The organism is Desulfofustis glycolicus DSM 9705 (assembly GCF_900130015.1).
GTDB lineage: Bacteria > Desulfobacterota > Desulfobulbia > Desulfobulbales > Desulfocapsaceae > Desulfofustis > Desulfofustis glycolicus.
The window spans coordinates 65,327-83,897 of sequence record NZ_FQXS01000023.1 but is presented as its reverse complement, the minus strand read 5'-3'; the positions used below and the strand labels follow the sequence as shown (position 1 = coordinate 83,897).

At 56.9% G+C, this 18,571-nt stretch carries 19 protein-coding genes and 1 rRNA gene; 14 read left to right on the top strand and 6 right to left on the bottom strand.

All coding sequences use genetic code 11. The annotated features are described in order from the left end of the window. The first annotated feature begins 153 nt into the window (after positions 1 to 153). Positions 154 to 270 (top strand): 5S ribosomal RNA (gene rrf, locus BUC26_RS16835). A gap of 80 nt (positions 271 to 350) precedes the next feature. Here rrf and BUC26_RS16830 read toward each other — a convergent pair. Further along, a complete protein-coding gene (locus tag BUC26_RS16830; RefSeq protein ID WP_073377855.1) occupies positions 351 to 923 on the bottom strand; it encodes a response regulator in 573 nt (190 codons plus the stop codon). 456 nt (positions 924 to 1,379) lie between these two features. Between BUC26_RS16830 and BUC26_RS16825 the strand changes: the two genes are divergently transcribed. Continuing rightward, positions 1,380 to 2,204, top strand: a complete 825-nt coding sequence (locus tag BUC26_RS16825; protein WP_073377853.1) for a class I SAM-dependent methyltransferase — start codon at positions 1,380 to 1,382, stop codon at positions 2,202 to 2,204. 104 nt (positions 2,205 to 2,308) lie between these two features. On the opposite strand, the gene BUC26_RS16820 is transcribed toward BUC26_RS16825, so the two are convergent. After that, complete coding sequence (locus tag BUC26_RS16820; RefSeq protein WP_073377851.1) at positions 2,309 to 3,118, bottom strand: sulfotransferase family protein; 810 nt, start codon at positions 3,116 to 3,118, stop codon at positions 2,309 to 2,311. Positions 3,119 to 3,432: 314 nt separating this feature from the next. Between BUC26_RS16820 and nfsA the strand changes: the two genes are divergently transcribed. The 3 genes from nfsA to BUC26_RS16805 are packed head-to-tail and all read left to right on the top strand — an operon-like array spanning position 3,433 to position 6,646. Beyond that, entirely contained in the window at positions 3,433 to 4,170 is a 738-nt protein-coding gene (nfsA, locus tag BUC26_RS16815; RefSeq protein ID WP_073377850.1) for an oxygen-insensitive NADPH nitroreductase, read from the top strand. Between the two features lie 8 nt (positions 4,171 to 4,178). Continuing rightward, positions 4,179 to 5,357, top strand: a complete 1,179-nt coding sequence (locus tag BUC26_RS16810; protein WP_244155882.1) for a pyruvate flavodoxin/ferredoxin oxidoreductase — start codon at positions 4,179 to 4,181, stop codon at positions 5,355 to 5,357. Further along, positions 5,354 to 6,646 (top strand): thiamine pyrophosphate-dependent enzyme, encoded by a 1,293-nt coding sequence (locus BUC26_RS16805; protein ID WP_073377848.1) that lies wholly within the window; start codon positions 5,354 to 5,356, stop codon positions 6,644 to 6,646. The genes BUC26_RS16810 and BUC26_RS16805 overlap by 4 nt, the downstream gene beginning before the upstream one ends. 45 nt (positions 6,647 to 6,691) lie before the next feature. Here the strand turns inward: BUC26_RS16805 and BUC26_RS16800 are convergent, their stop codons facing one another. Then, the gene (locus BUC26_RS16800; RefSeq protein WP_073377840.1) at positions 6,692 to 7,432 is read right to left on the bottom strand and encodes a dienelactone hydrolase family protein; all 741 of its coding nucleotides are present in this window, start codon (positions 7,430 to 7,432) and stop codon (positions 6,692 to 6,694) included. A 326-nt stretch (positions 7,433 to 7,758) separates the two neighbouring features. Here BUC26_RS16800 and thiD point away from each other — a divergent pair, with 326 nt between their 5' ends. The 8 genes from thiD to BUC26_RS16760 all read left to right on the top strand — a co-directional run bounded on the left by thiD (position 7,759) and on the right by BUC26_RS16760 (position 14,685). Beyond that, positions 7,759 to 8,568, top strand: coding sequence for a bifunctional hydroxymethylpyrimidine kinase/phosphomethylpyrimidine kinase (gene thiD, locus BUC26_RS16795; protein WP_244155881.1), 810 nt, complete (start codon positions 7,759 to 7,761; stop codon positions 8,566 to 8,568). A 9-nt stretch (positions 8,569 to 8,577) separates the two neighbouring features. Further along, entirely contained in the window at positions 8,578 to 9,174 is a 597-nt protein-coding gene (locus BUC26_RS23915) for an HlyD family secretion protein (protein ID WP_208609820.1), read from the top strand. A 205-nt stretch (positions 9,175 to 9,379) separates the two neighbouring features. Then, positions 9,380 to 9,628, top strand: coding sequence for a hypothetical protein (locus tag BUC26_RS23910; RefSeq protein WP_244155880.1), 249 nt, complete (start codon positions 9,380 to 9,382; stop codon positions 9,626 to 9,628). Positions 9,629 to 9,687: 59 nt separating this feature from the next. Continuing rightward, positions 9,688 to 10,335: an ABC transporter ATP-binding protein gene (locus BUC26_RS16785; RefSeq protein WP_073377839.1), complete on the top strand. Its 648-nt coding sequence runs from the start codon at positions 9,688 to 9,690 to the stop codon at positions 10,333 to 10,335. Beyond that, on the top strand, positions 10,254 to 11,657 hold the full coding sequence (locus BUC26_RS16775; RefSeq protein ID WP_244155879.1) for an ATP-binding cassette domain-containing protein: 1,404 nt from the start codon (positions 10,254 to 10,256) through the stop codon (positions 11,655 to 11,657). The genes BUC26_RS16785 and BUC26_RS16775 overlap by 82 nt, the downstream gene beginning before the upstream one ends. After that, the gene (locus BUC26_RS16770; protein WP_073377837.1) at positions 11,654 to 12,787 is read left to right on the top strand and encodes an ABC transporter permease; all 1,134 of its coding nucleotides are present in this window, start codon (positions 11,654 to 11,656) and stop codon (positions 12,785 to 12,787) included. Before BUC26_RS16775 ends, BUC26_RS16770 begins: the two co-directional genes overlap by 4 nt. Before the next feature lie 3 nt (positions 12,788 to 12,790). After that, positions 12,791 to 13,918 (top strand): ABC transporter permease, encoded by a 1,128-nt coding sequence (locus tag BUC26_RS16765; RefSeq protein WP_073377835.1) that lies wholly within the window; start codon positions 12,791 to 12,793, stop codon positions 13,916 to 13,918. Positions 13,919 to 14,076: 158 nt separating this feature from the next. Then, positions 14,077 to 14,685: a class I SAM-dependent methyltransferase gene (locus BUC26_RS16760; protein ID WP_073377833.1), complete on the top strand. Its 609-nt coding sequence runs from the start codon at positions 14,077 to 14,079 to the stop codon at positions 14,683 to 14,685. 19 nt (positions 14,686 to 14,704) lie between these two features. On the opposite strand, the gene BUC26_RS16755 is transcribed toward BUC26_RS16760, so the two are convergent. Then, positions 14,705 to 15,298, bottom strand: a complete 594-nt coding sequence (locus BUC26_RS16755) for a hypothetical protein (RefSeq protein ID WP_073377831.1) — start codon at positions 15,296 to 15,298, stop codon at positions 14,705 to 14,707. 215 nt (positions 15,299 to 15,513) lie between these two features. On the opposite strand from BUC26_RS16755, the gene BUC26_RS16750 reads away from it, so the two are divergent. Beyond that, positions 15,514 to 16,149 (top strand): LysE family transporter, encoded by a 636-nt coding sequence (locus BUC26_RS16750; protein ID WP_073377829.1) that lies wholly within the window; start codon positions 15,514 to 15,516, stop codon positions 16,147 to 16,149. 47 nt (positions 16,150 to 16,196) lie between these two features. Here the strand turns inward: BUC26_RS16750 and BUC26_RS16745 are convergent, their stop codons facing one another. Together BUC26_RS16745 and BUC26_RS16740 are read right to left on the bottom strand one after the other, a co-directional pair. After that, positions 16,197 to 17,489: a sodium:solute symporter family protein gene (locus BUC26_RS16745; protein ID WP_073377827.1), complete on the bottom strand. Its 1,293-nt coding sequence runs from the start codon at positions 17,487 to 17,489 to the stop codon at positions 16,197 to 16,199. A 144-nt stretch (positions 17,490 to 17,633) separates the two neighbouring features. Then, the gene (locus BUC26_RS16740) at positions 17,634 to 18,557 is read right to left on the bottom strand and encodes a formate dehydrogenase accessory protein FdhE (protein WP_143166052.1); all 924 of its coding nucleotides are present in this window, start codon (positions 18,555 to 18,557) and stop codon (positions 17,634 to 17,636) included. Between the last annotated feature and the right edge of the window lie 14 nt (positions 18,558 to 18,571).

Below are 18,571 nucleotides of genomic sequence, written 5' to 3'. Positions count from 1 at the left end.
TGTGCCGTGCGGCTTATCCATATCAGTTTGACAGAGGACGGAAGACAGAGGACAGTATCCCCTGCCCTCTTCTTCCGGACCTTGCTCTTATCCTGATTAGACAGCTGCTGTTGTTGCTCTACTATTCAATTATCGCTGTTTTATACCCACTTTTTCGGTGGTCATAGCGAAGAGGCTCCACCCGTTCCCATTCCGCACACGGTCGTTAAGCTCTTCTGCGCCAATGGTACTGCACGGGCAACTGTGTGGGAGAGTAGGTCGCCGCCGAATTCTTTATAAAAAAAGGGACAGTCCCCACAAAAGGGACTGTCCCTTTTTTTTGGCGACTGTCCCTTTTTCCGACTGTTGACTTACTTGCGGCAGGTGGGGCATTCGGTCCATACGAATCGGGAGTCTATCTTCTGGTTGAGATAGTCGTCCCGCTCATGCCAAACTCCGTCTTCGCCTTCGATCATCTGGCAAACATTGCAAACGGCAATCGATCCCTGCAGGGTATCGACCAGGTCGAGCGCCTGGCGCAACTCCAGCAGTGTCTGTGATAATGTCGACTGGATTCTGACGATTCTCTCGCCGACCCTGATCCGCGCCCGGAGTTCATCGTCGTTAAACGGTTTGGTGATATAATCATCGGCACCGGCGTCAAACCCTTGCAAGATATCGCTGTGACTGTCACGGGCGGTGACCATGATCACGTGGATCGGATTATCCCTGGGCAGCTCCTTGATTTTCCGGCACAACTCGACACCATCGATTTCCGGCATTTCCCAGTCGAGTAAGGCTATTTCGGGTGCATCGGGTTTTTCAAGCAACTGCCAGGCGGCCTTGCCGTCGGCAACGCTCTCCACCTGGTAGCCCCATTTCTCCAGACAAACCTGAATCATCAACCGTGTTGTGTATTCGTCTTCGGCAATCAAGATTTTCAAAACATTTCCCCTCTTGTGTGAAGCTAGAAAAAATCGAAATTTCGCTCAAGATCGAGGTACGCAAGAAAATTCTATCGCTGGCATTATATGATATTTCGCGGATGAAATTCGATTGCGTAACGATAAAATTGAATGAACCAACAATTTTTCAAGGTTCCCTTGTTATGCTCGTGCGGATCGTCTATCGGGGAGTTTGAAAAGTTAGAAATTTCGTTCCAAATCGAGGCGCTCACGAAAATTTTACCGCAGACATATAGATGATCTTCCGAGGATAAAATCTGATTGCGCAACGATGAGATTGGGCGAAATGGCAATTTTTCAAGCTTCCCTATCGTCTGGTCACCAAGCGTTACCAGTATTATTTCCGATTTTCCGGCGGATTGTCTACTTGAATTGCATTAAAATTACATTTTGCCAACGATGGCGACCACCTGCTCTTCAGCTTCAGACCACTCCATGAATCTAAAACAGGCACTGCAAGACATTCTCCCCGCTGACGAATTGTCCCTTCTCGTCCGATCCTACGACATGATCGGAGACATCGCCGTCATCATCATTCCACCGCCACTGCTTCACCATGAACGGTTGATTGGCGATACAATCCTGTCGATGAACAAACGCATTCGGGTGGTCGCCCGTCGGGCCGGACACCACGGAGGCGAATACCGCACCCTGCCCCTCACCGTAATTGCCGGAGAGCAGCGATTGACAACGATGCACCGGGAATTTGGTGTCAGTCTCGAGCTCGACCTGAGCGAGATCTACTTTTCACCGCGAAGCGGCAACGAACGGAAACGGATCGTCGATCAGGTCATAAGGCCGGAACAGGTTCTGGTCATGTTCTCCGGCGCCGCGCCCTACCCGTTACAACTTGCCCGACACAGTCCAGCCGCCACCGTTGTCGGTGTGGAAAAAAATATCGCAGCCCATCGATATGGCCTCATCAACGTGAGAAAAAATAAAGCTCAGGCCGTCGTCTCCCTGATATGCGGAGACGTCATCCACGTCATACCCGAACTTGATCACAGTTTCGACCGGGTTATCATGCCGCTGCCCGGCACAGCACGACAGTTTCTTGATCTGGCCATCGAGTACCTGCGGCCGTCCGGCCGACTCCATCTCTATGAATTCCAACCTCGTGGGCAGTTTGCCGAGAGCGAGGCATTCATCAGAAAAGCCGCTCGTTTAAAGGGACGCAGCATTCTGGACAGCGTAGTCACCGTATGCGGCCATAACAGTCCGTCCTCCTATCGCATCTGCGTCGATGCGACCATTTCCTGAAGATTTCAGCTCATCGCTATTGAACGCACCTGTAAACATCAGTGCTAAACCGTCCGTCCACCGCACCGATTTTCATCATTTGCTGTGACGTTCGCGCATGGCTGTCACACCGTGTATCCACACGCACTCATTTCATCTGCACAGATATCCAAAAACGTCTGCTTCATCTCTTCACTCCACTGCGGCCACGGTGGAAGCAGATGGGCATCGGTACGATTGGTCGGTCGTTCAACCGCCTGTAGCCAGCGTTCTTTGCCAATGTCTAGGTTCAGATAACATTCGACTTTGTTGTAAAAATAGCTGTAATCACGTACCAATTTTTCAAAATGCAGCAGCCTGCCGACATCATGCCGTAGCCGCCGGTTGGCGTCAACCCAGAGCCAGCAAAGCCGGGCCAAACGTGACATTTCATGCCAGTTGCCGGCTAGCGGATCGTCACTGCGCGGTGACAGCAGATGATGGTCCTTGCCTTGTGCGGTGTAATGTTTGCGTGAATAAAGCGAACGCACCACGTCCCGCGGGTCGCGAACCAGGTGCAACAATTTGGCATGCGGGAAACTCCGTTGAAGCGCATCGCCATGGTAGCGGAGCGCTGAATTCACCTCGCCATAGATAGTGATCTTCCGGTGCCGGACCAGCAGATACATCATTTTCTTGCGAAACGAGTCAAGATACTGGCGGGCCGCCAACGCTGATTTGTGGGCCTGGACAAACGCCTTGAAATCATCTGAAATCGGTTCATGAAAAACGGCTGCGGCAGGTTCGGCATCGAGGAGTCGGGCGAGCAGCGTCGTGCCGGAACGGCCGACCCCGAGGATAAAAAACAGATCGATCGTATCGAAAAAACCATCGACCTGCTTGTCTGAAATCCAGAAGGAACAGGTCGTCTTCAAGACATTCTTGCTGAGGTGCATCTCTTTCCTCTCTCGCGGGGCACTCGACAACGCTGTCACGGTAAAGACAGCGGACTGCGGCACGGCGTTCTCGGCATAAACGAGTTTTTGCCGTACGTTTGTCCATTCGTTTACCTGTTTTCCCGGACATTAACAATGGTTGATTGACCTGCCGGCGGCAGGCGAAAACGAGTGGCGCCGTACGAGCGATATATCACAGGACAGAGATCGAGATAGCAATCCGGTTCATCTTCGGTATAATACGGCTCGCCGGTCATCATGGCAGTGATCGGTCAGAGCGGTTATCACGATCCCCCAGAAACCAATGGCACGTTATGAATGATGTACTCAAGCTGCTCACTGGTCACCGTTCCATCAGAAAATTCACCGACCGTGCCGTCGATCAGTCCATTGTCGAGGAATTGATTCGCGCCGGCCAATGCGCCGCAACGTCCTCGTTTATTCAGGCGTGTACCGTCATTCAGGTCAACGACCGACAATCGCGCCAGGCCCTCTGCGAGTACACGGCCGGCCAGAAATATGTGTTGGAAGCCCCCGTCTTCCTCGTCTTTTGCGCCGATATGCAGCGTCACCGGCTGGCCTGCTCAATGCACGGGTCAACGATGTTGTCGGGCTATACCGAGCAATTCCTGACAGCCTCACTGGACTGCGCGCTGTTTGCTCAAAACGTGATGGTCGGCGCAGAATCTCTCGGACTTGGCGGCTGCTATATCGGCGCTATCAGAAATCGCATCGGTGACGCGGACAGCTTGCTTGGACTACCGGAATTGGTCTATCCGGTTTTCGGCATGTGCCTCGGTTACCCGGCCCAGGATCCGGAAACCAAGCCACGCCTGCCGCTCGATGTCGTTCTCAAGCAGGAGCGCTACGAGGATGCCGGCGACGACGCCGCTATCGAGACCTACGATGAGCGAGTCCGGGTCTATTACCGAACGAGGACCGGCGGCACCAAGGACAATTCATGGAGTGAGCAGATCGCCGACATGCTGGTTAAGGAAGCACGTCCGCATATGTTTGCCTTCCTGCAATCGAAAGGCTTTCTGCTCAAATAGATCCGCAGATGAAGCTGCCGGACCTGTCGACCACCATCACCGATGGGAACCTGATACCGGGGAACATCATGGCCCGTTGTTTTATTGACGGCAACGAAGCGATCAGCCGTGCCGCTGTCGATGCCGGCTGCCGCTTCTTTGCCGGTTATCCGATCACCCCGGCGACAACGATCTTTCATCAGATGGTCAAAATGCTGCCACCCGTCGGCGGCATCTGCCTGCAAGGCGAGGACGAGATTGCCTCGATCGGTTTCTGCATCGGCGCGTCCATGGCCGGTATGAAAGCAATGACCGCCACCTCAGGGCCGGGGATCAGCCTGTATAGTGAGCAAATCTCCTTTGCCATCGGCGGCGAGATCCCACTGGTAATCGTCGATGTCCAGCGACTCGGACCGTCCACCGGATCGGCCACCAAGGGGGCCGACGGGGACATCCAGTTCCTGCGCTGGGGCAATAGCGGCGGCCTGCCGGTTATCGTGCTGGCACCGGTCGATGCCGTCGATTGCTACCAGCTTACCGGTCACGCCTTCAACCTTGCCGAGCGTTTTCGCTGTCCCGTCTTTATCGCCTCCAACAAGGAAATCGGCATGACCAGAGAGAGTGTTGAACTGGCGAAACTTCAGTTACCACCGATCATCGACAGGACAACATGCCCCGTCGACCAGCCGTTTCTCCCCTTCCAGGCGCCGGCAGGCAGTGACGTACCCTATTTCCTGCCCATAGGCGGTCAACGGCTGGTTCGGCAGACCTCTTCGACACACGGAGCGGACGGCTATATCACCGGCGATACCGAACAAATCGGCGCAACCATCCGCCGATTGGCGCAAAAGATCGACAAATATATCGACGAGTTCAGTTTTTACGAGATGGACGGCGAACCGCACTGTGCAACGCTCGTCATTACCTACGGGGTTACCGCACGGGCAGCCAGGCAGGCCGTTGCCGCGCTGCGCCTCAGCGGCCATGATATCTCACTGTTGATCGTAAAAACCCTGTTTCCGGTGCCGGTCAAAATACTCCAGGAGACCATTCGTGCCGCCGATCGCATCGTGCTGATCGAGATGAATCTTGGCCTGTATAAAACAGAAATAGAACGCCTCTGTTCGGGCAGGGAAGTGATCCATCATACCCGGATGGATGGGGAACTCATCAGTCCCGAAGAAATCTCTGCGGTACTGCGGCCATGACCAGCCTGCTCAACGCCCAACGACCGCCGGTTTTCTGCCCGGGCTGCTCCCATGAACGAACGGTCCACGCCCTTGACCAGGCACTTGGCCGGCTGGATCGTGCCGGCAACCAGGTGGCAGTGGTCAGCGATATCGGCTGCTCCGGACTGTTCGATACCTTTTTTGATACCCACGCGCTGCACGGCCTGCATGGTCGAGCTCTGACTTACGCCACCGGGTTGAAGATGGCCTGCCCGGAACTCACCGTCATCGTCGTCATGGGCGACGGCGGTCTCGGCATCGGCGGCGCGCATGTCCTCAGCGCCTGTCGACGTAACCTGGATATCACCCTGCTGGTGCTGAATAATTTCAATTACGGCATGACTGGCGGACAATGTTCGGCAACCACCCCGGCCGGCGCAACAACCTCGTCTGGATTTCTGAACCGGCTCGAAGCGCCCCTCGATATCTGCACGGTGGCTGGCGCCGCCGGCGCACCCTGGGTGGATCGACTGGTGGCCACGGACCGGCAACTGAGCGAGCGCCTGGCCGGGGCCATCGCTTTTAACGGCTTTGCCCTGCTTGATATTCGGGGCGTCTGTCCGGGACGGTTCAGCGCGCATAATCGCACATCCCTGCGTCAGATCGAGGCCGACATGCATGAGCTGCCGCCGGCCGACACCATTGTCGCCGCCAACCAGCGGCCTGAATACAGTGCCCATTATCGGCAGCTTGCCGCCGCAGCACCAGCCTGTCTTCCTCCGGCCCGGATCGAGATGCGCCGGCAGCACGCGTTGCCCCGTCGTTGCCGGATCCTGCTCCTCGGCGCAGCTGGTCAGCGAATCAATACCGCCGGCGAAGTGCTCTGCCTGGCGGCCATGAGCAGCGGTCTGCATGCCAGCCAGAAGAACGATTACCCGATCACCGTAATGCGCGGTCATTCGGTGAGCGAAGTCATTGTCGATTGCGAACCGATCGGCTACACCGGTATCGACAAGCCCGATGTTGTCATTGCCCTTGCCGCCGAAGGAGTGGCTCGTCGCCGGCAGATCATTGGGGCGCTGAGTGCCGATGATCTGGTGATACGCTCTGAAGGATTGGAACTGCCGCCGTCGCAGGCCCGCATTATCGATGTGCCGGCAGCAACCCTCGGCATCGGGCCCCGGGATCAGGCGCTTGCCGCGCTGGCCATCCTCTGCTCGCAAGGCCCCGCCATCACCCGTGAAGCACTGCAGGACGGTTGCAAACTCCGTTTCGGGGGCAGCATCCTTGACAAAGCACTGGACGTGATCGATCGCTGCCGATCGTGATGGACCGGCAGCGATTCTTCTACCAATCGGTTAATTTGATGCCGATCAGTTGAGCGTTTCCTGGAGAAACCTGACGAATCGCCCCCAGGACTGGCGGTCAGCCTCTTCCCGATAGCGTTCCGTGCCAAAGACCGTAAACGCATGCGGTGCACCGCTGTACGTGATCATCTCGTGAGGCACACCGACCTGCTCCAACTGGACCGCCAGATCGGCGAAATCCTGCATGCTCACTGCCGAATCGGCCGTACCGTGAAAGACCACGACCGTGCCTTTGGTCTGGCTGTAATCCTGGCCTTCCGGCGTAGTTAAACCACCGTGATAGCTGACAAATCCCTTGACATCGGCGCCCGACCGAGCCATCTCCAACACGGCGGCGCCACCGAAGCAATAGCCGAAGGCCACCGCCCGCGAACCGTCACCACCCTGTGCTTCGCCCTGCTGGAAGCCGGCGGCCAATAACGCACGCATCTTCTGGCGGTCACCATAGAGCGCCCCTGTCAGTTTTTGCTTGTCCGCAGTCTCCGTCGGCCGGACCCCGGCACCGAAGAGATCGACTGCAAAGACTGCATAACCGAGTTCAGCGAGCATTTCGGCTCGTTTGATTTCATAGTCGGTCAGCCCGTCCCAGTCGTGAACGAGCAGCAACAGAGGCCGATCGGGTGCGCCGCTGAAGTAGCCTTCATAGTCGACACCATCAACCGAATAAGACACCGCTTTGCCGGCGCCAAAAGCCGGCGTGGCGGTAAGGGCAACCAGCACTGCCCAAACAACGAGTAAACGATTCATAACAACCTCCTGCACAGCCGTCTTCGACGAGAACGACCCATGATATCTCCGTGATAAAGCTGCGTCCGCAACCGTAGCGTCGCGCAGCGTCTGGATGTACAGGGAAAACGATAGTACTACTTTGTGGAAAGGCAAGCGACCCAGCCGTTTCCCCCATCCGGCGTCGTCCGCTTCAGCTGTGGCAGCACCCGGATCTACGCCCCATACAAGCTGCAAATAATCGTAAACATTCACTCCTTCAGGGAAAAAACTGGACAGGGAATCCTTTGTTGGATTACTTTTTGCACGGCATCATTTTTCATTTTCCTATCGATATGGAGAACACCGTGAATCGTTATCACACCGTATTAACCATCGCCGGTTCCGATTCCGGTGGCGGCGCCGGTATCCAGGCCGATCTCAAGACTATCGGGGCCTGCGGCTGCTACGGCACGAGTGCCATAACCGCTCTGACTGCTCAAAACACCGTCGGGGTCACTGCCATCCACCCAGTGCCGGTTCCCTTTCTTGAGCAGCAGATTCGTGCAGTTCTCGATGATATCGGCGCTGATGCCGTCAAGATCGGCATGCTGCACGCACCCGAGGTCATCGCCTGTGTCGCCGGTCTGCTCGCCGAATACCGGATCCCCTCTGTCGTTCTCGATCCGGTCATGGTCGCCACCAGCGGTGATCGCCTGATCCAAGATGATGCCGTCACGGCCATGCAAGAGCTGCTTTTCCCGCTGGTCACGCTGATCACCCCGAATATCCCTGAACTACAGATCATCCTTGGGCGGACGATCATTTCCGACGATGAACTGCATCAGGCCGCCCGGGAACTCGGCAACAGATATCAACTGTCGGTTCTGGCCAAAGCGGGCCATCTCTTCGGGGAAGAACTGACCGACGTCCTTTTCGATCAGGCGACCGCAACGATCACACCCTACTCTCATCAGCGCATTCACACGAACAATACCCACGGTACCGGCTGCACCCTGTCCTCGGCAATTGCCGCGCATCTCGCCACAGGGCTGCCGCTGACGGCGGCGATCGAACAGGCCATCACCTATCTCGCCCGGGCACTCGAAGCCGGCAGTTCGTACCGGATTGGTTCCGGGCATGGTCCGGTCCACCATTTCCAGGCCTGGTGGCGGTGAGCGCCTGCCATGAGTGTCAAAAAACGATTGATCGGTGCCTCGCTGCTGGCTGTCGCGGTCACCGCGCTTCTTGTATACCGCTTTCCCGGTGAAGACGAAAGCGATCAGACAGCGCTACGGGTCTCCGGCACCATTGAAGTCACAGAGGCCCGCCTCAGCTTTAAAATCCCCGGCCATCTGGCCGAACGCGCTTTTGACGAAGGGGAGTCGATTGCTCCCGGCCAGATGGTAGCCAGGCTCGACAATCGCGATCAACTGCTCGCTGTCGAAGCAGCCGAGACCGAGCTGGCGCTTGCCCGTGCCGTTGTCGCCGAACTGGAAGCGGGCAGCAGGCCCGAGGAAATTACCATGGCCCAGGCAGAACTGGAACTGGCACGTGCCGCCGCAGAATCCGCCGAAATTCGCCTCCGACAGAGTGAAGCGGACTTTCGACGCCACAAAGCCCTCGTCACTGAAGGCGGGGTGAGCAGGCAGGCCTTCGAAGACTACCGGGCTCGCTATCAAACCGCCCGCCAGAATCGCGAGGAGGCCGGGGCCAGGGTAAAAGTTGCTGCCGCCCGTTTGGACTTGCGGCGTGCAGGAACTCGAAGCGAACAGATCGATTAGGCCCGGGCTCGAATCGCCGGAGCCGAAAAAGCACTCGATATCGCCCGCCTGCAACTTGCCCATACAACCATAGCTGCTCCGTTCGATGGTGTCGTGTTGACCACCTCGGCCGAGATCGGCGAATTTCTCAACCCATCGACCCCGGTATTGATTATCGGCGCTCTGAACCGCCCCTGGCTGCGCGCCTACATCAACGAGACCGACCTTGGCCGGGTCAAGCTCAATCTGTCGGTTCGTGTCACCACCGATTCATACCCCCGGCATGACCTATCCCGGCAGGATCAGTTTCATCAGCGATCAGGCGGAATTCACTCCCAAGTCAGTCCAGACTTTCGAGGAACGGGTCAAACTGATGTATCGCGTCAAGATCGCCCTGACCAATCCCGACGGCGAGCTGAAACCGGGTATGCCGGCCGATGCCTGGATCGACCTAGCACCACCGTCCAGGCCATAGTTCCCCCGTGACCGGCAGACGCTGTTGACTCTGTCGCATCCTGATGGATTTGGTCAGAAATGGATAGTCATTCAGAAATTGACCGCAGCATGGCGGCAATCCAAGCCAATCAGCTGGGCAAACGCTTCGGCTCGCTGGTCGCCGTTAATTCCCTCAGTTTCGAGGTCTTCCCGGGAGAGATATTCGGCCTGGTCGGGCCGGATGGGGCCGGCAAAACGACCGCCCTGCGTCTGCTGGCAACGATCATGGCGCCGAGTAGCGGCACTGGTCGAATCGGTGGTTTTGCCATCGATACCGAAGCCGCCCGGGCAAAGGAAAAACTTGCCTACATGAGTCAGCGCTTCGCCCTTTACCCCGATCTTACCGTCGCTGAAAATATCGACTTTTATGCCGACTTGTACGGTGTCGCCCTTGCCGGTCGACGGCATCGCATCGAAGAACTGCTCGATTTCAGCGGTATGCGTCCGTTCCTGAAGCGTCAGGCGGGCAAGCTTTCCGGTGGCATGAAACAGAAGCTGCAACTCGTCTGCGCCCTGATCCATACCCCGGCCGTATTGTTGCTCGACGAGCCGACCAACGGCGTCGACCCGGTCAGCCGCCGCGATTTCTGGAGAATCTGCACCGGTTGCTGCGTGACGGTGTCACCATCCTGGTTGCCACCGCCTTCCTCGACGAGGCCGAACGGTGTGACCGGATCGCCCTGCTGAACCACGGATCGGTGATCGCCAGCGGCCGGCCCGAGGAAGTCAAGCGATTAGTTCGCGGCAGAATTCTGACCATCCGCAGCAATAATTCCCGTGTTATCGCCACGCTCCTCTCAAGGGAGCAGTCGATCGGCAGCGTTTCCATCTTCGGCGACGCGGTCCACGTCGTCTGCGACGATCTCTCCACGGCTGAGAAGCGCAGCCGGCAACTGCTCGAAAAAAACCGGATCGAATGGCAGCAGATGAGCGAGACGCCCCCCTCTTTGGAAGATGTCTTCCTCAGCGCTCTTCAGGAAAATGGTGTCGAAACCTCCTCGGGACCAACAGACCTCACCGGATCTGCGGTATCCTCTGCGGGAAACGGTACTATTGCCGTCCAGGTTCGGGACCTCACCCGACGCTTCAAGAACTTCACGGCCGTTGATACAATCTCCTTTACCGTCAATCGCGGCGAGATTTACGGTTTTCTCGGCCCCAACTGCGCCGGCAAGAGCACCACCATCCGCATGCTCTGCGGCCTGCTCCGGCCCAGTTCCGGCATCGGCACGGTAGCCGGGTTCGACATCCTGCGTCAGCCCGAATCGATCAAACAGCATATCGGCTACATGAGTCAGAGATTTTCCCTCTACGACGATCTGCGGGTCAGGGAAAATATCGAGTTTTACGGCGGCATCTACGGCCTGCACGGCGCTCACTTGCAACGCCGCAAAACATGGGCGCTGGAGATGTCGGGGCTGCGCGAACACCAGGACAGCCTTACCGCCATCCTCAGCATTGGCTGGAAACAGCGGCTGGCTCTGGCCTGCGCCATTCTGCACGAGCCGCCGGTGCTCTTTCTCGACGAACCGACCAGCGGTGTCGATCCGCTCAGCAGACGCCGCTTCTGGGAATTGATCTACGCCATGGCCGAGAGCGGCGTCACCGTCTTCGTTACCACTCACTATATGGAAGAAGCCGAATATTGCGACCGGCTGGCCCTGATCTACAACGGCAGAATCATTGCCGCCGGCTCGCCCCGTGAACTCAAGAACACGGCCATGAAGGAAACGATCCTCGATCTGCACTGCCAAAATCCCCAGGCGATGATCGATCCCCTGCTGGACCTGCCCGAGGTTCTGGACGCTGCCCTGTTCGGCGCCGCCATCCATATAACCGCCGCTGACGGCGCGGCGGCGCGCTCCACAGTCACCAGACGCCTCCGGGAACTCGGTAACCCGCCCACTTCGATACGTGTCATCTCGCCAAGCATGGAAGATGTTTTCGTCTCACTGATAGAGCGGGAAGTTCGACAATCCGGTAGCGAACCAGGACCGGTCTCGAAATGAAACTCAGGCGTCTAACGGCCATCGCCAGGAAAGAAACGCTGCATCTGCTGCGCGACTGGCGCAGCCTGATCATGGCGCTGGCCATCCCGTTGATCCTCGTTCTCCTCTACGGCTATGCACTGACTCTTGACCTGCGGTTGGTGCCGACCGTCGTCTGGGACCAGTCACGCACCGCAACCAGCCGTGAGTTGCTCAGCCTCTTCGATCATTCTCCGTACTTCCGGATTGTTGCCACCGTCGACGGCTATGAACCACTGCAGCAGCGCATTGAATCGGGCTCGGCATTGATCGGTCTCGTCGTCCCCGCCGATTTTGCCCGCCGAGTCACCGCCGGGCAGCCGGTCGATCTGCAGATTATCGGGGACGGTAGCGACGCCAACACCTCGCGGCTGGCCATGAATTACGCGACGACGATCGTCTCCATCTACGCCCGGGCGACGCTTTTCCGGCAGCTGGAACGAGAAGGCCGCGACCAGCTGCACCCGCCGGTGCAAATGATTCAGCGCTCCTGGTACAATGCTGATCTGCGCAGTCAGGATGTTCTGATCCCGGGAATTATCGCACTGGTGATGATTGTCGTCGCGGCGATGCTCACCAGTACGACCATCGCCCGGGAATGGGAGAACGGCACCATGGAACAGCTGATCAGCACACCGCTGCAAGCACCGGAGCTGATCTTTGGAAAAATCGTCCCCTATTTCGTCATCGGCCTGGTCGATGTGGCGATGGCCGTGGTGATCGGCCGCTGGGTGTTCGGGGTACCGATCGTCGGCAATGCCGGCCTGCTCTTCGCCTTGTCAGCCCTGTTTCTGACCGGCGCGCTGTTTTTCGGATTGACGCTCAGTATCGTTCTCAAGTCCCAGGTGCTGGCCAATCAGATTGCCATCGTTGCCGGTTTTCTGCCGACCCTGCTGCTCAGCGGCTTCGTCTTCGCTATCGAGAACATGCCGGAACCGTTGCAGGTGTTGACTGTTATCGTGCCGGCACGCTATTTCATCAGTATCCTGCGCGGCATTTACCTGAAAGGGATCGGTCTGGAGATCCTCTGGGCCGATGCGCTGTTTCTCCTGCTGTTTGCGGTACTGATGATGACTCTGGCACTGCGGAAATTCACCTTCAAGCTGGAGTAGGAGATGCTGCGCCGCATTTATCGCATGCTGATCAAGGAGTTTCTGCAGATGCTGCGCGATCCACGGATGCGGGTCATTGTTTTCGGCGTACCGGTAATCCAGATGACCATCATGGCCTTCGCCCTGACAACCGACGTGACATCGATCCGCACCGCTGTCTACGACATGGACAAGAGTCCGGCGTCCCGTGAGTTGCTCCGGCGTTTCACCTCCGGCGGTTATTTTCAGGTTGTCGCCACACCTGCCGTAGAAAGCGAGCTGACCGCTCTGCTCGACCGGGCATCCGTCCGCATCGTCCTTAAGATTCCGGCGGGCTTCGGCGACCACTTGTCCGCGGGACGCACGGCCGCCTTCCAACTGATCACCGACGGTACCGACAGTAACAGCTCCGCGATCGCACTGGGTTACGCCTCGATGATCGTCGATGCATACAACCATGAGAAAAGAGCCCTGCGACTCGACCGGCAGGGCGTCTCTCCACAACCGGCGCAAATCGGCACCGCTGCCCGTGCCTGGTTCAATGTCAATCAGGAGAGCCGCTTCTACTACGTACCGTCATTGATCGCGACGATGCTCTTTATCTTCAGCCTGCTGTTGACCAGCATCGGCATTGTCCGGGAAAAGGAGGTGGGCACCATCGAACAGGTAATGGTCACCCCGCTGCGCGGCATCGAGCTCATTCTCGGCAAGACCATCCCGTATATGATAACCGGTTACATCTCGATGAGCATTATGCTCATTGTCGCATATCTGCTCTTCGATATCGAAGTCAAAGGCAGTTTGCCGCTGCTCTACCTGCTCACCGGCATCTTCCTGCTGGGCAACATGGGACTGGCACTGATCATCAGCGGCAGCGCCTCGACCCAGCAGCAGGCCCTGCTCACCAGCTTCCTGGTGTTGATGCCCTCGGTGATGCTCAGCGGTTTTCTCTTTCCGATCGCCAATATGCCCGACCCGGTACGCTGGGCCACCGTTTTCAACCCGATGCGCTGGTATCTGGAGATCTTGCGCGGTATCGTCATGAAGGATATCGGTCTGGCAATACTCTGGCCTAGCATCGCCGCTCAAAGCGGACTGGCACTCGGGTTTTTGACCATTGCCGCCGGGCGGTTCCGGAAAACCCTGGGATGAGCAGATGTTCCCGGAATACACTTGTCCGCCCCCTGCAGTCATGCCCTGCCGGCTTCGGTCCGCAGGTACGGTTCGCAGGTACGGTTCGTTCCCTCTGACCTGGTATACCGAGGGACTCGGAGCTGGATCATACTGTCTCTTTATGGTACAAGAACCCGATGAACGATAGCGACAACACACTGATGACCGGCGCACTGTCTCGCGACGAGGAATTGGATGTCCTGTTCGGGGTGATCAATCGCTTCATCGGCTATTTCACCCGTCAGGCCGTACCCCGTACCGGCAATGACACCTCGGTTGAGTACCCGTTCGTCGCCATGGATACACGGCAGGCCTACGAACAGCTGCGGCTGGCGCGGTCGTACCTGCAGGATCGCGGCCTCTTTCGTCCGGGACTGAAATGTATCGATATCGGCTGCGGTATCGGCAACATCCTGCTGCTCGCCGAGTTGCTCGAATTTGACGTGTTCGGCATTGAAAAAGACCCGGCATCGTTGCAAATCGCGCGAAATCTGGTTGGGGAAAGGCAGGTCGCAGAAGTTGACATCTGGACCTTTGCCGGGCTTGCCGATTTTGACGTACTCTACTATTTTCGGCCCTTTTGCGAAAAGACAAGGCAAGTGACGTTCGAACGTCTCGTCGAACAACAGTGCAAACCAGGAGCGATCCTGATCGCCAATCGCAAAATGGATGAAGGGATCGACACCGATCCGCGTTTTCTCCGGATTGCAGAAGCGTTGCCGATCTGGTGCAAAATAGGTCGATGATCCGGCGCCGGCAAGAACGTCAGATTCGCCAGAAGAATCCAATCAACACAGTGCTCCCCGCCCAGGAAAGCTCGACACCGCCCTGCTTGTAACTCAAATCGGCATAGGTCTGCACGAAGGGAAAGAGCTTTGTGTCAAAAAGCGACAACTCTTCGTAGCCATAGACAATTCCGGCTCGATAGCCAAAACGCCAGGTGGCGTCACGCACGCTGCCCCGGTAAACGTCCCGCTGCACTCCGGCTCCCCACCCCCGATTATCGTGAGAGTTCCTGAAAGTGCCGACAAACATCCCCCTATAACACAGCCCGAGCAGTTCATGATTGGAACGATAGTCATCGTCGCTGTTGACGACATGCCGACTCCACATCCCGGCGTACACCGCCGACGGCGCTTGCTCTCCCTTGACAAAATCCCAGAGATCCTGCCGCCAGCCACGATTGATGCCGGAAGGATCCGTGTGCTGATCAGCCAGTACCGGAGTACTCAAAAGGACGGTCAGGGCGATAACCAGGCAACACATTCTGCCCTTCATCCTGCTCAATCGTATTGTTGAGGTCACATCATCAAGACGCATGGTGTCGATATCCGACTCTCTTTCTTGTTTTTCGCTCATCCGGTTCGTTCCGTTACGTCGTCGTGCATGCCGGTCACTCCCGTCTCCGAGACTATATAATGTCACCGAGCCCAAGGGCGAGAGAAAACGCATCTGTTGAGTGCAAACGGCCCGGAAGGAAAGAAAAAGGCAGAAAGGATCCGCCGGATCATTGCCCGAAACGATTCCGTCCGGTACTATACAGATCCCTCTGATTATGTGGAGTGCACCCTATCATGTCGCTTGCCCTGATTTCCATCAGCTTGTCCTCATTTGTGATCGCCCTGTCCGGAGCCATGATGCCGGGCCCGGTGATGACGGTGACTGTCAGTGAAAGCGTACGGCGCGGCGCGACAGTCGGCCCACTGATGATCCTTGGACATGGACTGCTCGAACTGCTTCTGGTCGGCGCGCTGATCACCGGCCTGGCGCCACTACTCTCCCGCGACGAGGTCTTCATCGCTATTTCTCTTGTCGGCGGCGTTATTTTGTTGTGGATGGCTGTCTCGATGTTCAAGGGGCTACCATCATTGCACCTCTGCCTGGAGGACCAGGGAAAACGCTCTAGGAATCTGATTCTGGCCGGCATTCTGCTGAGCATCGCCAACCCTTACTGGCTGCTTTGGTGGGCAACCATCGGCCTCGGCTATATCGTCTACTCCATGCAATTCGGACTGATCGGCGTCGCCGCCTTCTTCGTGGGCCACATTCTGGCCGACTTGACCTGGTACGGCTTTATCTCTTTCGGCATCGCCCGCGGTCGGCGCTTCTTTACCGACAGTAGGTATCGCCTGCTGGTCGGTATCTGCGCCTCATTTCTCGTGCTGTTCTCCGGCTATTTTATCGTCAGCGGCATTGAGCGGCTAATCTAACCCCTTCGCACCCAAACGAACGACGAACTCCGAAGAGCACCACGGAACTACAATTTCAACCAAAGATACAGGGCGGGAAGCAGGTAGAGCAGCACCAACAGCGTCCTGGAGTCGGTAAAACGTTTGAAAAAGACGATAGCGCAGAGACCGACGAACACCGCCGACCCGCGGAGCCCCATCGACAGGTAGCTCCAGGACAGGATGGTCGAATCAAGACCGGAAAAAACGAGCATTGATGCCAGCAGCAAAACGCTCAACGCGCAGCCGCGCAGCAGCCTCACCGGCTGCACCACCCGCCGCATGAGACTGCTTCCCGACAGGAAATCGTTGTAGATATTGGTGGTCACGCCAAGTACCAGCCCTGCCCCGGTGCCCAGGACGATCAGTAAGATACCGGCATTGAAAAAAGCTGCCACTATCGGTGGAAAACTGATCGCCAGAAAAAACGGCAGGGCCTGGGCGCCACTGCCGCCCAGGTCAGGGTACTCGGTGCGCAGATAGAGCCCGACGACAATGCCGAGTGCTCCGAGCGGCGGGATGGCGACGGCACTCAAGAATGCCCCGTTACGGGCGGCTCGCACGTCACGGGCGGCAAAGATGGCCTGCAGGTAGATCTGGGTGGACAGGACGCCGACCAGCATCGAGACCGTATCCACCGCCGCTGTTGCATGGCCGTAGTCGGCAAAACTCAAGAGATTCGCCTCGGGCGGCAGCTTGTCGACGATCCCCGACCAACCGCCGCCCTTCTGCAATGCAACACCGGCACTGGCCAACATGACCAGATAAAGCATGAAACACTTGATCTGTCCGATCAGGCCGGCACCGGCAATCCCCCCGGAAACGACAAAAATCCCGATCAGCGCCGTCACCAACACAACCGAGACCACATCGCCACAGGCAAACACCGCCTGGATGATGGCAATGGCGGCAAGAAACTGACCGACGACATGAATGAACATGCCGAAGGCACTGATGGCGCTGCTGTAACGACGAAAGGGCTGACCGAAGCGCCGGCCAAGATATTCGGAAACGGTCACCACCCCTTCTTCGCGCAGCGCTCTGGCGAAAAAGCAGCCGAGCAGCAAACAGGAAATACCGCTGCCGAAGGTGAAAATTCCTGCTGAAATACCGTGTGTGTAAGCGGTCTGAACAGTACCGATGGTGGCCACCCCACCGACCAGGGTGCCGATAATGATCCAGGCCACACCGGTTGCCGGCAGACTGCGCCCGGCGAGAGCAAAATCGGCATTGGTTGCTACCGATGTTGCCCGCCGAAGGGCAAGCAAGGCAACGCCGGCAAAAGTCAGAACAAAGGTAATGTGGTACTGAGATATATCCAAGGATCGCGTCCGGGCAATGAATCAACTGACGAATTAAAAGACAGCCTGCCCTTTTTTAATCCATCAGCGCGAAAGACGCATCCTTTCATTGATGAGACGACACGTGCGCTACATACCACGTTCTCTGCGGCGCGAAGCACGTTTTCAAGAACCATCCCTTGCAGATCGATTCGCATGAGCATCGGGATACAAGACATTCCATTCACACTCGGCCATCGGCATGAACCCCTTACCCTGAAGGATCATATCCAGGTGGACAAACCCGAGCGACAATAAGTCACTATTTGGATGTCGGCACATCGCCGACATCCCTGTGCTAATCAGGTATCTTCGACATTCCAAACAGATAAAGGCAGCTCCGTCTTCTTCTCCGTCAATACCGAGAAGCCGTATCCTTTGCTGATCCTCGTTCTCGCAATAGGGACAGTAAGGAGCCGAAAAACGCCATTGGTGACCACACTCAGAGCAGCAAAGCATCTTCTCTTCTTGGGTGCCGAGAACAGCCAATTGTGGATAACTGCCGCACACCGGACAATACCCTTTCGACCATACGAGATGCCTCATCTCCGATTCACAATCACGACGTTTGCTGCAGAGGATCAACCGCCACAGAAACCTGCTGAACAATTCCACCACGATCGGATTGACTTCTTGGATTCTCTCCGATGTAAAAACACAAAACCCGCTCGCTCTCTGTATGGTGACGGATAACGGGTCTATCTTGTATCGCCCGGTTTCGATTTCCTCAGAAAGGACTGACATCTCAACGCCATACTCTGGGAATCCCTGGAAAATAGCAGCAACGGCAAACAACGCTGCTTCATCCCAAGGATCTTCAGTATGAAAAAAACCACCGTGCTCGATCAGTGGTACGCCTTCAGTCAATCGATGCTTGTCGATAGCCACGGAAACTCTTTTACGTTCCCTCTCTTGAAGCCATCGTTGCTTCATCAAAATGAGCGGACCAAACGCCTTGAGCAAGTTCTCGACGTGCGGCTGGGTCACCGCCTTTTCACCCATCTCTTGAGCCAACAAATGCAAATCGCTTAGTGTTTGTAGCGTTATCATCAGCTCACGAAATT

Bases quoted from the DNA above. Each gene is read 5' to 3' on its own strand.
- BUC26_RS16825 (WP_073377853.1), top strand. From the start codon at position 1,380: ATGAATCTAAAACAGGCACTGCAAGACATTCTCCCCGCTGACGAATTG.
- BUC26_RS16820 (WP_073377851.1), bottom strand. From the start codon at position 3,118: ATGCACCTCAGCAAGAATGTCTTGAAGACGACCTGTTCCTTCTGGATT.
- nfsA (WP_073377850.1), top strand. From the start codon at position 3,433: ATGAATGATGTACTCAAGCTGCTCACTGGTCACCGTTCCATCAGAAAA.
- BUC26_RS16810 (WP_244155882.1), top strand. From the start codon at position 4,179: ATGAAGCTGCCGGACCTGTCGACCACCATCACCGATGGGAACCTGATA.
- BUC26_RS16805 (WP_073377848.1), top strand. From the start codon at position 5,354: ATGACCAGCCTGCTCAACGCCCAACGACCGCCGGTTTTCTGCCCGGGC.
- BUC26_RS16800 (WP_073377840.1), bottom strand. From the start codon at position 7,432: ATGAATCGTTTACTCGTTGTTTGGGCAGTGCTGGTTGCCCTTACCGCC.
- BUC26_RS23915 (WP_208609820.1), top strand. From the start codon at position 8,578: ATGAGTGTCAAAAAACGATTGATCGGTGCCTCGCTGCTGGCTGTCGCG.
- BUC26_RS16785 (WP_073377839.1), top strand. From the start codon at position 9,688: ATGGATAGTCATTCAGAAATTGACCGCAGCATGGCGGCAATCCAAGCC.
- BUC26_RS16770 (WP_073377837.1), top strand. From the start codon at position 11,654: ATGAAACTCAGGCGTCTAACGGCCATCGCCAGGAAAGAAACGCTGCAT.
- BUC26_RS16765 (WP_073377835.1), top strand. From the start codon at position 12,791: ATGCTGCGCCGCATTTATCGCATGCTGATCAAGGAGTTTCTGCAGATG.
- BUC26_RS16760 (WP_073377833.1), top strand. From the start codon at position 14,077: ATGAACGATAGCGACAACACACTGATGACCGGCGCACTGTCTCGCGAC.
- BUC26_RS16755 (WP_073377831.1), bottom strand. From the start codon at position 15,298: ATGAGCGAAAAACAAGAAAGAGAGTCGGATATCGACACCATGCGTCTT.
- BUC26_RS16750 (WP_073377829.1), top strand. From the start codon at position 15,514: ATGTCGCTTGCCCTGATTTCCATCAGCTTGTCCTCATTTGTGATCGCC.
- BUC26_RS16740 (WP_143166052.1), bottom strand. From the start codon at position 18,557: ATGATAACGCTACAAACACTAAGCGATTTGCATTTGTTGGCTCAAGAG.